The organism is Trichodesmium erythraeum IMS101 (assembly GCF_000014265.1).
GTDB lineage: Bacteria > Cyanobacteriota > Cyanobacteriia > Cyanobacteriales > Microcoleaceae > Trichodesmium > Trichodesmium erythraeum.
Genome location: NC_008312.1, coordinates 4401401 through 4415109, shown reverse-complemented (window position 1 = coordinate 4415109; position 13709 = coordinate 4401401). Strand labels below are relative to the sequence as shown.

At 33.8% G+C, this 13709-nt stretch carries 10 protein-coding genes; 4 read left to right on the top strand and 6 right to left on the bottom strand.

The annotated features are described in order from the left end of the window. Positions 1-517: 517 nt before the first annotated feature. Entirely contained in the window at positions 518-1627 is a 1110-nt protein-coding gene (locus TERY_RS13645) for an S-(hydroxymethyl)glutathione dehydrogenase/class III alcohol dehydrogenase (RefSeq protein WP_011612375.1), read from the top strand. 383 nt (positions 1628-2010) lie between these two features. On the opposite strand, the gene TERY_RS13640 is transcribed toward TERY_RS13645, so the two are convergent. Beyond that, entirely contained in the window at positions 2011-2652 is a 642-nt protein-coding gene (locus tag TERY_RS13640) for a ribonuclease III domain-containing protein (protein ID WP_213960249.1), read from the bottom strand. A 630-nt stretch (positions 2653-3282) separates the two neighbouring features. Between TERY_RS13640 and fghA the strand changes: the two genes are divergently transcribed. Beyond that, positions 3283-4131 carry an S-formylglutathione hydrolase gene (gene fghA / locus TERY_RS13630; RefSeq protein WP_011612373.1) on the top strand — a complete coding sequence of 283 codons (849 nt, stop codon included), beginning with the start codon at positions 3283-3285 and terminating at the stop codon, positions 4129-4131. A 999-nt stretch (positions 4132-5130) separates the two neighbouring features. On the opposite strand, the gene cysH is transcribed toward fghA, so the two are convergent. Both cysH and TERY_RS13620 read right to left on the bottom strand, forming a co-directional pair. Continuing rightward, positions 5131-5934 carry a phosphoadenosine phosphosulfate reductase gene (gene cysH, locus TERY_RS13625; protein ID WP_011612372.1) on the bottom strand — a complete coding sequence of 268 codons (804 nt, stop codon included), beginning with the start codon at positions 5932-5934 and terminating at the stop codon, positions 5131-5133. A gap of 488 nt (positions 5935-6422) precedes the next feature. Next, positions 6423-8174 (bottom strand): NFACT RNA binding domain-containing protein, encoded by a 1752-nt coding sequence (locus TERY_RS13620; RefSeq protein ID WP_011612371.1) that lies wholly within the window; start codon positions 8172-8174, stop codon positions 6423-6425. A gap of 188 nt (positions 8175-8362) precedes the next feature. On the opposite strand from TERY_RS13620, the gene remA reads away from it, so the two are divergent. Both remA and gmk read left to right on the top strand, forming a co-directional pair. Next, on the top strand, positions 8363-8614 hold the full coding sequence (gene remA / locus TERY_RS13615) for an extracellular matrix/biofilm regulator RemA (RefSeq protein WP_011612370.1): 252 nt from the start codon (positions 8363-8365) through the stop codon (positions 8612-8614). A gap of 132 nt (positions 8615-8746) precedes the next feature. After that, positions 8747-9307 (top strand): guanylate kinase, encoded by a 561-nt coding sequence (gene gmk, locus TERY_RS13610; RefSeq protein WP_011612369.1) that lies wholly within the window; start codon positions 8747-8749, stop codon positions 9305-9307. A gap of 50 nt (positions 9308-9357) precedes the next feature. Here gmk and TERY_RS13605 read toward each other — a convergent pair whose 3' ends face one another. From TERY_RS13605 to TERY_RS13595, 3 genes are all read right to left on the bottom strand, one after another. Then, complete coding sequence (locus TERY_RS13605) at positions 9358-10506, bottom strand: extracellular solute-binding protein (protein WP_011612368.1); 1149 nt, start codon at positions 10504-10506, stop codon at positions 9358-9360. A 725-nt stretch (positions 10507-11231) separates the two neighbouring features. After that, positions 11232-11444 carry a hypothetical protein gene (locus tag TERY_RS13600; protein WP_044136817.1) on the bottom strand — a complete coding sequence of 71 codons (213 nt, stop codon included), beginning with the start codon at positions 11442-11444 and terminating at the stop codon, positions 11232-11234. 826 nt (positions 11445-12270) lie between these two features. Next, positions 12271-12786 (bottom strand): cupin domain-containing protein, encoded by a 516-nt coding sequence (locus TERY_RS13595; RefSeq protein WP_011612367.1) that lies wholly within the window; start codon positions 12784-12786, stop codon positions 12271-12273. Positions 12787-13709 lie beyond the last annotated feature (923 nt).

The following is a 13709-nucleotide window of genomic DNA, read 5'->3' as shown; positions in this document are numbered from 1 at the left end:
ATTTCCTGGCTTCTTCAAAGAGTAGAAGATTAGGGACTAAAACGGAATATGGAAAAATATTTCTCGCAAATAAATTTGATATAGAGAATCAAAATTTAATTGAGAAGTTTAAGGATGAATAACTGATCTTTTTTATCTTCGTCCTGCTCTAAAAATCAGCTAAATTTTATTGAGTTTAGAGATACCTTGAAATTCTAAACCTAATAACTGATAAATCCCTCCTATCAAAAGCTTAGAAAAGAAAATACAAGACTAAAAGCTAATATTCACATCTGATTAAAAAGCTATTAGTAAATTTTAGAAAGAAAAAGTTAAATGCTAATACCTAAATGTTTACTCTATTTTTTTAAGATGCTCTGAAATCTGCAGAAGTCAATTTTTATTCTATTGCTTATTACTTCTTGAGGTCATTAAATTACAAAATATTATTATATTTTTTTCTTGCTTATTTTTTTGACTTTACATAAACTATTATCACCCATTATTTTCATAATGTCAATTTTAGGAAAACCGCAAAATGGAAATCAAAGCAGCAGTAGCTTTTGAAGCAGGAAAACCATTAACCATAGAAACCATTAATTTAGAAGGCCCCAAAGCTGGAGAAGTAATGGTAGAAATTAAAGCAACTGGAGTTTGCCATACTGATGCTTATACTCTTTCCGGTGCTGACCCCGAAGGTTTATTTCCCAGCATTTTAGGCCATGAAGGGGCAGGAGTTGTTGTAGAAGTTGGGCATGGTGTTACTCATCTTAAACCAGGAGACCATGTTATCCCTCTATATGTCCCAGAATGTCGTCAGTGTGAATATTGTCTCAGCATGAAAACTAATTTATGTCAAGCAATTAGAACTACTCAAGGTCGTGGCGTTATGCCAAATGGTACAAGTAGATTCTCATTAAATGGGGAGATAATACATCATTATATGGGAACTTCAACTTTTGCCAACTATACAGTCTTACCTGAAATTTCTTTAGCAAAAATTCGCAAAGATGCTCCTTTTGACAAGGTTTGTTATATAGGTTGTGGAGTTACAACTGGCATTGGAGCTGTTATTAATACTGCAAAAGTAGAAGTAGGAGCAAAAGTCATTGTATTTGGTTTAGGAGGAATTGGTTTAAATGTAATTCAAGGTGCCAAAATGGTAGGTGCTGATATGATTGTTGGGGTTGATATTAATCCGGCAAAACAAGAACTAGCAAAAAAATTTGGGATGACACATTTTGTTAATCCCAAGGAAGTAGAAGGAGATTTAGTTCCTTATTTAGTAGATTTAACAAAGGGAGGTGCGGACTATACTTTTGAATGTATTGGTAATATTAATGTTATGCGTCAAGCTTTGGAATGTTGTCATAAAGGTTGGGGTATGAGTGTAATTATTGGTGTAGCAGGTGCAGGAGAAGAAATTAGTACTCGTCCGTTTCAGTTAGTAACAGGAAGAGTGTGGAAAGGTTCAGCTTTTGGAGGAGCAAAAGGTCGTACAGATGTACCAAAAATTGTTGATTGGTATATGGAAGGAAAGATTAATATTGACGATTTAATTACTAATGTTATGCCATTGGAAAAAATTAATGAAGCTTTTGATTTAATGCACGAAGGTAAGTCTATTCGTAGTGTTGTAACTTTCTAGATAAGCAAAGCAAGAAAGATTATTTTTGTAGATTTGGTTGAGGTAAAAAAAACCAAAATTATCAACTTAAAATTAAAAGTTAAATCTTAAAAGATAGAGTCTATGAAACTAATAGAGTTTTATAAATTTTACAATTTGCTTATTAGCTTAAGATTATAGCAGTTTTTATCCGCAGTGAGTTAATTGCATTGGTTCGTTGGGAGGAAGTAGTTAGGGACATTATATGCAATATCCCTAGGTCATAGTCAGAATAGAAAAGAAGAAAAACAACTGTAACTGAGTAATTTGAGAAATGCTACAGCAGATTTCAGATGAGAGAGGTAGACAAAGTGCCCAGGTTACAAAAGTTTATACAGTTAAGTCAATAATTAACAATAATTTGATTAACATTCAAGAAAGGAATTATTTTTTCTATATGAACTATTTGGATTTAATAAGGGTGATTGTAAAACCTCAATCCAATCTATCAGTTGAAAATCTGTTTCTAAATCTGAATCATCTTTAAATGCAAGAGTTAAGAGTTGATTCACTGCCTCAGCAATAAAATGTTCAACTAACCAATGAGAAGTCCGTTCTAAATCCTTGTCAAACTCCAAATAAATTACACCTATTAGAGCTTCAAACATTTGAGCTAACATTTTATTTTTCTCACTTTTATGTTTCCATTTATAACTTTTTCCTAATTGAGAAAATTGCCTCAATTTTAAATCTTTAGCAAATTCAGAAAGCATCTTTATACTAACAAGATCGCTTTCTATAATAATCAGGGTTGCCTTGCCTAAACTAGAAAAATTTTTTGATAAATACTTACTAATCACTCGACTAAAAACTACATAGCCGAGGTTGGCCAAACCTTGATGTTCCAGAACCTGTTGTTTTTGTTGTGGCCTGATAATATTAGTCCTATCATAGATGTGATTTGGATGAGTTAGAGCAATCTCCAATAGTTCAGGATGTTTAAATTTGGATATCGGGATGCTCGATTTTTTGAAAGCTTCAACATTTAAGCCCATAATATTATCCAATTCTCCATATAAATTCTAATTTAATTGATTTTTACTACAATTGTCTACCAAATAATTACGGAATAGCTAATAACTTAATAAGATTTATCTCAAAAAAATAGTAATTTACATAACCAAACTCCTACTTTTTTGATATACAGTTGGTTTGACATCTCTGACAAATTCAAACTTTAATATATAGTTGATAAACAATCTATTAACTTCAAGCTATGTATTTCTCAGTAATTCTACTGTTTTTGATTATTAAATAAATTGTCACCAAGAAAGAGAGCCCTCATAAAAAAAGCTATATACTTATCAGCAATTCTACTGTTTTTGATTATTAAATAAATTGTCACCAAGAAAGAGAGTCTTCATGAAAAAAGCTATGCATTTCTCAGTAATTCTACTGTTTTTGATTATTGAATAAATTGTCACCAAGAAAGAGAGCTTTCATAAAAATCAGCCTTAGTAAGAGGATATTTTTTAAAGTTACAGCCTTTGGTAAATAAAGCTTCGTGCTATCATACAAGCCTATTTTTACCTGTATTTCCCTTATGCGCTTTCTCTTATTCAAGGAAATAAAAAAAATCATGTTTCAAACCTCCGGCTTCAGAAGTCAGCATTAATAATAGAAAACTGAAATGACTTATGTCTACAAAAATTAAATTGGTTAAAAAACATCAATGCTTTGGTGGTACAGTAAGCTATTATTTCCACTCATCTTCCACCTGTAATACTGAAATGCGTTTCTCAATTTACCAACCATCGCTAGCAAAATCACAACCTCTTCCTATTCTGTATTTTCTCTCAGGTTTAACCTGTACTGAAGAGAACTTTATGGCTAAAGCAGGAGCGCAACAATTTGCTAATAAATATGGGTTAATTTTAGTTGTACCAGATACAAGCCCACGAAATACTGGTACTTTTGGAGAGGATGATGATTGGGATTTAGGTACAGGTGCAGGATTCTATATTAACGCTACTGTAGAACCTTGGAAAAAGCACTATCAAATGTATAGTTATGTCGTCGAAGAACTACCAGAAATTATTGCCAAAAATTTTCCTGTACAACCAGATAAGCAAAGTATTTTCGGTCACTCTATGGGAGGTCATGGAGCACTAATTTGTGCTTTGAAAAATCCTGAAAAATATCAATCTGTTTCCGCCTTTGCTCCAATTGCAGCACCTATGCGTTGTTATTGGGGAAAGAAAGCTTTTAGGAATTATTTAGGTACAAACACAAAAAATTGGCGTGATTATGATGCTAGTGAATTAGTTTTAACTTATAAGTATAATCGTCCAATTTTAATTGATGTAGGAACTGTAGATCCTTTTTTAGCTCAAAAGCAATTACTCCCAGAAGTGTTTGAAAGTGCTTGTCAAAAAGTTGGTTTACCACTAACTTTAAGAATGCTAAAAAATTATGATCATAGCTATTATTTCATTACATCTTTTATTGAAGATCATATTCGTTATCATTCTGAATTTTTAAACTGAATCAAAACTATAAGCACTTAAACACTCATTGCAGGCCTCGGCTAATTTGATGTGAGAGATATAGTATAAGTAATTCGGCTTGGAAAAATGTGTAGTTAATTTTATCCACCTGCTTAATAGCAAAAGTAAAAAAAACAGACTTTTTTTTTAAGATGATGATATTCCAGTATGACTACCCACCGTTACAAGAAAATCAGTTTATTACCCTTATTATTTATTGTTTGTCAAATCAGGAAATTTAGTCGATAAACTTGGTTTATGGGTAACTCCTCAATATATGTAGCACTTTTGAGATTGATGAACTACGTTGTATCAATAAAACTTTGTAGGAAACCCCTACTGTGAACCACTGTCAAATCAAATAGTAGATTTCACTTATACTCAATGGTTTATTAATGTTTTACACATTGTTTGAGACTAACTCCCAGCAAATAATTTTAACCTTCTAACTTACCCTACTCAACTTAAATAGGAAAAATTGAGTTTCAAGCCTGGCCAATAATCCAGGGAAAATCCATGTTTAAATAAAATTTGGTTTCGCAACCAGCCTTCTCTGATAAATACTGTAGAAAAAGAGGTTCCTTGAAAATATCCGTGGGCCCTTAAGTCTAACTTGGGAAGCTTTCAGGTTTTAGAGCAGTTTGTGCCCTAAAGGCAAATTAAAGACCCACAAGAATTTTTGGTAAGTCGCCCTCGGGAATTCCGAGGCTCTAAATGAAGGCAGAGACCCGCTTAATACATCCCCAGCAATAGGGGTGAGTGCAGGGTTTTGAGACTTTAACCCGCATCAGAGGGACGCCTGGGTTGTTTCTCTGTACCTAACAGTCAGGAATAATATCAAACCTAAGGCCTTTAGGGTATGGCAATAATCATCTCATCCTGCTCAAATTACAGTATATTTTCGATTCAGTGAGGTACACCTGTAGGCGGTTAGAAACCAAATAAACAAAGATTTTTAATAAAAACCCTGATAATTAATCTGCTGAGAGTTGACTGTAATTACAATAAACTAGAATCAAGACTTTGAGCCTCTTCTTGTGTTTGAGGCAAATGTAGCCCACACTCCTGCTTAAGACCATAAAAGCGAGTATCCCGTTCATCTTGATCATCAGTAGTAAGAGGCCGACTAGAATGCCAATCTCCTACAGTAGTGTATCCCAAATCAAAAAATGGATGATATGGTAAATTATGAGCAGTTAAATATTGATAAATATCCCGTGCATTCCAATTGAGTATTGGTAAAATTTTATATATATTCGACTGTTTACTAATGCGATCTAAACTTTGGCGGTGCTTGGTTTGTTCTCCCCTTAACCCAGCTAACCAAGCAGTGGCCTTCAGCTCTCTCAATGCTCGTTGCATGGGTTCTACTTTGCGAATTTGGTCATAGCGGTTAAGAGCCTCAAGATCTTTTTCTGCCCAAAGTCTGCCATATAAAGCTTCCATCCGACCTGGACTAATATGTGACTGATAAACTTTCACATTAAGTTTCAGTCGTTCTATCAACTCTTCAGCAAATTTATAGGTTTCGGCTGGTAAATATCCTGTATCAATCCAGATAACAGGAATATTAGGTATAACACTTGTAACTAGGTGTAACATAACAGCAGCCTGAATACCAAAACTGGTACTCATAACCAGACCTTCCTTAAAAATTTTTAACCCCCACTGTACTAAAGTGTGAGGATCTGCTTGACTAAGTTCCTGATTAACAACCCCAAGATCTAGTTCTGGTAAATACCTGTAATCTTGATAATTGTATTGTCCATTTTTATTGAGTCTGATTAAACTCTGTTGTAGCATAGTTATTACCAATAAAAAAACTGGGTATATTGGGTTAAAAGGATTATCATTGATCCTATTTTATTAATACCCTTCAATAAGAGACTATTTATACCGTTTTTTATCTATGGATTACCTTGTCTGACAAAGACTAAGCACAAATCTAATTAAAACCCATACTTTGTGTTTAAGTTCTGAGTTTAGCCCACTGTTTTGGAAATAAACGTTATTTTGGTCATAATACGTCGGGATAGGGGGCTAGTTCGGGCCTCTCTTCTTTGGTATGAAATAGGTAAAGAAAGCTTTTTTGTGATATTATCGATATAATAAAAAAACCAGCTTGAGAAAACTGGCTTAAATTTTATTATATCTTCCGTTGTTGTTTCTGTGAGATTAACCTATAGCTATAGCTACGCATTCCCAAGTCTGCAGCTTTTACTTTAGGGGTTTTAATTATCTCACTTACATCATATTAACAAACTATTGATCAATTTTTTATAAAAAAAAATTTAATTAAAGGGTGTAGTTGACTTTTGATTGATGTGGACTGCTGCACTTTGTGGTTTACCCCACAAAACCTGCTCTTGATTATAAATGACCATACCAGGTTTTGCTCCCTTTGGTTTATATACAAACTTAGGTTTGGTGTAAATAACTGGAACTACTTCACTTTGACGCCCACGACTATAGAAGGCACTCATATCTGCAACAAACTGGAGGTCAACTTCGTCTGGTATAGTACCTGCATCCAGTCGCAACAGGAGGTGACTCCCTGGTATCTCCTGAGTATGGAACCATAGATCATAATCTCCTGCTACCCGAAAAGTCAAGAGATCATTTTGACGGTTATTACGACCTACTAATAATTCTAGTCCACTAGGAGTTTGGTAACGATAAAATTCTGTATCTTTTCTATTATTTTGCTGATGATGTTCTGGGGCATTAAGTATCCCTTGTTGGATCAACTCTTCCCGAATTTCCTCCAAAGTCTGTAAATCTTCTGGACTGCGATAATTATTTAACTGAGATAAAAAAGCTTCTACTTGTTCCAAATAGTGAATTTCATTTTGAACTTCTGCTAAAAGTGGCTTAACTATGGTATGTGCCCTTTTCAATTTTTGGTACTTCTTATAAATGCTTTGAGCGTTCTGCACTGCATTTTTTTCTGGGTCTAACTTGATAAATATAATTTCTCCTGTTTCAAAGTCTGGAAGGGAAATATTTTTCATCCCTGGCTGCCATTCCTGAAGATTGGCCATAAGTAAATCAGCTTGCGATCGCAACAACTCTGCCCCATCGGACTGCTCTAAACGTTGAGTGAAAGTCTGGGCCTTTAGCTGTAACTTAGCTGTAATACTATTAACTTTTTGACTAATTTGATGATGTAGTTGAGTAAACTCTTGCTGGTTAAGCTGTTGAGTATAATAGTGATTCAATAATTCACCAACACTATCAACACATTCAATAGCTTTCCAGCCCGTTACTGTGTAACCTGTAGATGTCCAACCAGGATTAAAGATTAACTTATCAAGAGCTTGTAACCATTTTTGCCAAAGTTGAAATAATTTCTCCCAGTCTGAGTTATTAAGACTATTTGTCAGTTGTTGTGGGTCTAGACCGGCAGTTTTAATCATTGGTTCTACCAATGCCTTACTCAAACCACGATAATTTTTAATGACATTTCGGGATAATGAGCCAGGAACTAAGCTAATTCGTTCTTGCCAGTGCTGTTGAGTTTCTGACACTCTAGGAATAGAGTTAGTCAAAGATGGTGGCAGTTCATAAGGTTGACCAGTTTGAATTTGACGGACGCTAGACTGTTGAATATTAATTTGACGAGCACAGGTAATAACTAAATTATCTACAGTAGTTAGAATAACATTACTATATTTAGTCATAACTTCTACATAAAGATGCCAAAGAGGTTTTTCTCCAGGGCGTTTCGCAAATTGAAAATCCAACACCCTCTCCCATGGTGAAACTTCAGCAATGGCTATTAAAGCTAAACCATTTAACTGATGTTTTAGTTGTTGGCTAAAGGTAAATGTATCAGGGATGCGAGGAGGAGGATCGCCGATACAGATGCGAGCTGCTTGAGGATGCCAGGAAATATCTAACCAACCTCTTTTTTTGAGAGTTCGCAGGGCAAGAGAAATGGTAAAGCGATCGCGCTGTATAACATGTTCTAACCTGGCCGGTAACCATTGAGACCGGAGTTGAGAACAAGAAGCTATAAGAGTGGTATAATCAACAGGTTGCACAGTTAGGTAACAATCAAAAAATCTTAGTTAAAGTAAATCTTGGTTTTGCTGATACTATGAAACAAAAACCTGAAGCCTCCTGTTAAGAAAGCTCTTGAGCTTTGTGAAGTTGGGGAATGTCCCCATGTCGCAATTGCCCATTTATTTTCAGGAAGATTTCATTTCAATCTATGTCATTATAATCTCTTATGGATACCCAGTTCATTAACATTGGTTTTGGTAATATTGTTTCTGCTAATCGAGTTGTGACAATTGTTAGTCCAGAATCAGCTCCTATTAAGCGGATAATTAATGATGGACGAGAAAGAGGCCAATTAATTGATGCTACTTATGGTCGACGCACTAGAGCTGTAATTATTACAGATTCTAATCATGTTATTCTTTCTTCTATTCAACCTGAGACAGTGGCAAATAGATTTTTATTTAATAAAGATGACTGATGGCTAATTTTGAAAGGCATAAGGCTTCAGTACTACCCAGAACTCAGAAGTGAAATTCACAAGAGATAAGAAATTTGAGAACTTGAGGATATCTTAAAATGTTTTGGCGACTACTTTACTATAAGCAAAATTATGCAAACTGGTAAATTAATTGTTTTAACTGGACCGAGTGGTGTAGGTAAGGGAACTTTGTTAAGCTGTTTGTTACATCGCCATCCCGGATTGGCTTTTTCTGTATCTGTTACGACTCGTTCTCCTCGACCAGGGGAGGTGGAGGGAAAGAGCTATTTTTTTGTAGACCATGATCAATTTCGAGAAATGATTGAAAGTGAAGAATTATTGGAGTGGGCAGAATATGCAGGTAATTTTTATGGTACACCACGTGTTCCTGTGATTGAAAATATTGAACAAGGTAGATCAATGATCTTAGAAATTGAGCTACAGGGTGCACGACAAATTCAAAGGACTTTTCCTGATGCCTTACGCATATTTATTTTACCACCTTCGATGGCTGAATTGGAAGAACGATTATGGGGTAGGGGACAAGATTCGGAGGAGGCGATCACTAAACGTCTACAACGGGCGACTGAAGAGCTTGAGGCTGCTACAGAGTTTGATATCCAATTGGTGAATGATAGTATAGAGGATACTTTGCAAAATTTGGATAAAATATTATTTCATTTTAGGGAGTAAGGAGTAGTTAAATTGGATTAAAAATCGGTCATGAAAGGATCAATAATTGTTTATTGAATATGGACGGGTTGACGAATTTCTTGCCATAATTTTTGGTACTGTTCAATTGTACTATTTGCTAATGGAGCCAGAAATTCACTTTTTTCAATAATTTCTTGTGGGAGTAATAATAAGGGATTATTTTTGATGTCTGAAATTAATTCATTGGGATTAATTTTTGGCATAATTGGTGAACTAGTTTGGGTTATTATTGACATTTGTTGTGCTACCTGGGGTTGCCAACAAAAATTAATCCATTTTTCTGTTAAGGAATTCTCTGGACTGGCAGCAGGTTTAACCCATAAATTAGCCCATAAAGCTGTTCCTGACTGAGGAACAACAGCGGCAATTTTTTTACGTTTTTTGAGTAATGGTAATATATCATTGGACCAACCAACTGCTAACCAAGTATCTCCAATAATTAATGGTTGTAAATAATTATTGGAACTATAGAATTTAACTTGTTGATTGAGTTTAACTAGTTCTGCTTTTAATTTTTCTACTTGATCAATGTTTTTAGTATTGTAGGATTTACCTAGTTTTTTTAGGGTTAAACCAATAACTTCTCTGGCTTGATTTAGCAAAGAAATATTACCTTTCAATTCAGGTCGCCATAGGTCGCTCCAGTCTTTAGGTTCCCATCCCAAAGCTTTAAATTTATCAACTCGATAAGCAATTAAAGTTGTGCCCCACTGATAAGGTGCTGCCCAAATTTTTCCTTGGGGATCTACATAACCTTGATTATTACGTTTGACTAGTTCGAGCCATTTTTCTGGTAATTTATTCCAATTTGCTAAAGATTGAGAATTAAAAGGTTGAATTAATTCTTGTTTAATTGCATTTGCTAACCAATAATCTCCTAAGGTAACCAGATTAGCTATATTTATATTTTCTGTTTTGTTTATAGATGATTGCTGTTTTTCTAATAAAAGTTTTTTTTGCCAATTTTGCAGTAAATAAAATAATTCATTTAAGCTTTCTATTGGTTGAAAACTTGATTTAATAGGAGATTGTAATTCCCCTAGAAATTTTGATGCCATTTGAGCCGGAATACTATTTTTTAACAGTTTAACTTTTAAGTCTGCTTGTGTTTCACATCCTGCTAAAAATTCAGCTAAAGTTATTGCCGTTGCCCCAATTAAAAAATTCCGTCGCTTCACGTTTTTTGATTATTTAAAATACGTTTTTCTAGATCTTGAGGGATCTTTTTTTGCTAGTACGGGAAACAAAAGTTTGTTCTGTCTAGTATTTATGCTTGATTTTTTTGAATTTATTTTTCAAATCTGGGTCTATTGTACTTGATTTTTAGATTTAATGTGTTAAGTTTAGAATAGATTATTTTCTGAATATAATAGAAAAAAAATATGGCCAAATAGTCCTAAATATACTAACATGAATCTTCTCTATTTGAATAATACTGTTGGACTTTAAGACTGTTTTTTCTTAATAAATATGGGTTCTTGAGTGAATAACCCAACTTACATGAGAACTATAAATTATTACTATTTTAGAATTGTTTAACTTATGGAGCTGAATTAATTCTATAAGTTATGGGTTTCCTGTGTGGGAAAGTTTGATTGTTAAATGATTAATTGTTTCTCGGGTATCCTCTTCAGGTAAAGCAGAGTAATACTTCTTTCATTAATTTAGGTTATATTACAGTTTCTATAGAAATTATCTAAATCTTTGCTGATAATTCCTATAGAAATTATCTCAAGTTTTGCTATGCTGAGAGAGGTAATTTATTAGAATAATTTGATTGTTAACTAGTTTTCGTGATTTGTCTAGTTATTTTTTTGATTACCTTCCCAGCATAGAATGACTTGTAAGGAATATTATTATACTGATAATATGAGATAGTTCTTCACGTTACTAAAACATATTGCTAAAGGGTAAAAGTTTTAAACTGATAATCTCGTTTTTTCTTTCCCCTATTGAGGGGGGTAGAAGTAGAGGGAGAGTTAGATTTTAATATCCGCAAAACGCTATGACGTCCTAGGGAATTCCATTGACCTTTAGTAGACCGTTGAAAATATTCAGTAATTGTTAACTGTAGAAAGCCTGATTCTTGTTGGTTATAAATTACATCTAATTCCATTGATTTTTATCCTCTTGGTCAGAGTTTCGTCAGATTAATACAACTTTTTTAAATTGTCAAAGTTATTTTAAATCTGGTTACATTTTCAATATATACTATTTTTTTTGAAAGGTGTTGAGATGTACTGCGAATTAATCATTATAGTATTAAGCTATACAACTAAAGGTTTTCACTTATTCTTAATTACAGTTTAGCGTAAGGTGCTAACTAAAAAATTTAATATAGTTTAAATAATTAAATATTCGTGGTGATATTGTGGGTTTATTTCTAATTTATGAGGGGAGACAAGCGATCGCTTTTAATGAAATAAATAAAGATAAGTGAAATGCTAACGACTAGTAAGAAAGAATATTGGCAGGAGCATGAGGGGTATCTTTCCTGATTAATTGTTTGCTGCTTGTGGGTTTCATGTAGATAGAGATTTTAATGTTACGATGAAGCCAGGAAAACTATGTGCACTAGTAACTTGCTGTTTCAAGGGGTTTTCAGGCTGTGGAGGGATAAGTTACAGACTGGGGTGAATGGTTCTTAAATTGAGGATGGATATATGGATCAAGGCAGGAGGCAGGAGGCAGGAGGCATAGTAAAAAAAAAGGTACTGATGGGAGGCTCTTACGGGAGACAGTTAGTGTTTTTGTGTGAGTCCTGAAAGTTTGAGACGAATAGTATTTTAATTATCAAACTATGTTCTAACTGTGGTATACATCTACTATTGCTTGGCTCACTAAAAAATCTCTGAGTACTTTTTTCTAAAGGGGTGAGGGTTTAATTTTCTAGTATTATCCCTAATAGGGATAATTGTATGATGAAACGGTGGGATATTTTTTTATTCTTTAGTAAATTTATGGATAATATCTTTCAGTTGAGGATATTTCTCTGATAGTGTTTTTCTTTGTGCTGACTCAAAATCATCAAAATGAAATCCTGGAGCTACTGTACAACCTATCAAAGCGTAGGAATATTCTGCTTCTACGTTAGAAGCAAACCAACATTCGGCAGGAATAACTAATTGGGGTTGTTCTCCATTCTCTAGATCCATACCAAGTTTACGCTTAAGATAGTTTCCTTCTTGGCTGATAGTATGAACGGTAAGTGAACTTCCTCCATAAAAATGGTATATCTCATCTTGCTTGACTTTATGAAAGCCAAAAAAGTCTTCTGAGGTTAATAAAGAATAAATACTGGTACAATATGAGCGATCGCCTGAAAATTTTTGGCTTAATGCTGTTTTAGGAATGATCCCTTGACTACGATATACTTCTTTATAAAACCCACCTCCTGGATGGGGTAATAGTTGTAAGTTTTCTAATAAATTTTGTATCAATTGATTTTTTTCGGGCATTTTTAGTTTCCTACTTATAAGTTTTTTAGCTGTACTTTATCTTTTTAACATGAGTTTGATACACTAGACAAAAATATTATGCTTATGTTGGGTTGATAAAGGAGGTTTGTTGAAAAGGTAGGCTAAATGGCAAGCTAGGGGACTAGTAACACTATTGATGTCTAGTCTGGTAGCATTGGTGTAAATATAGCGGAGAAATTTGGTTTATGTGAAATGTTTATGATCATAAGGCTAATTTTTGATTAGTTTTGTTTCTGATCACACTGGAACATAAGGGGAGTTGATGGCTTTCCTATTTTATCATATATTATTAGCCGGAGTAGTTAAGATTTTTAACTATCTAAAGTACCTAAAGTACAGAACTATACTGAAAAATACTCTAGATGCTTTCGGCTAAATAATTGATGTTCTAATGGTATAATAGGAGGGGAATAACTGTGATGACTCTGGAAAACTGCTAAATAATTACATAAATGATATTAGAAAGATCAATGGTGTTTTCTAGTTGGGGTTTTGTGACTATTTCTGAGTTCAATTATTTTGTTACTGTTTCCCAAAAACTATAAGTTCTAATTCTTAGTCAAAGGTTTTTTTATTAATAAAAAAGTTTTTTGTTTGTAGTAGAGCTTTAGCCTGAAGTGATGTGTGATTAATTTTTGAGTGGCGATCGCTACTGGGGAAAATTTATCTAAAATTTATCTAAAATTTATCTGATGAGTTGTAAGTTGAAGTTCGTAGTAGAGCTTTAGCCTGAAGTTATATTTGATTAATTTTTGATGGCGATCGCTACTGGGGAAAATTTATTTAATATCAAGTCCCCTAGGTTCAAAGCTATATTATTCCTTGCTTCATTATGTAATGGCTATGGGCAAATGCCATAACCTCCTACAATAATGCTAAATAATACGGATGCTACCATGTTT

Excerpts from the sequence above, each read along its gene's own strand:
- TERY_RS13595 (WP_011612367.1), bottom strand. The coding sequence starts at position 12,786 with ATGCCCGAAAAAAATCAATTGATACAAAATTTATTAGAAAACTTACAA.
- cysH (WP_011612372.1), bottom strand. The coding sequence starts at position 5,934 with ATGCTACAACAGAGTTTAATCAGACTCAATAAAAATGGACAATACAAT.
- TERY_RS13645 (WP_011612375.1), top strand. The coding sequence starts at position 518 with ATGGAAATCAAAGCAGCAGTAGCTTTTGAAGCAGGAAAACCATTAACC.
- remA (WP_011612370.1), top strand. The coding sequence starts at position 8,363 with ATGGATACCCAGTTCATTAACATTGGTTTTGGTAATATTGTTTCTGCT.
- TERY_RS13600 (WP_044136817.1), bottom strand. The coding sequence starts at position 11,444 with ATGGAATTAGATGTAATTTATAACCAACAAGAATCAGGCTTTCTACAG.
- gmk (WP_011612369.1), top strand. The coding sequence starts at position 8,747 with ATGCAAACTGGTAAATTAATTGTTTTAACTGGACCGAGTGGTGTAGGT.
- fghA (WP_011612373.1), top strand. The coding sequence starts at position 3,283 with ATGTCTACAAAAATTAAATTGGTTAAAAAACATCAATGCTTTGGTGGT.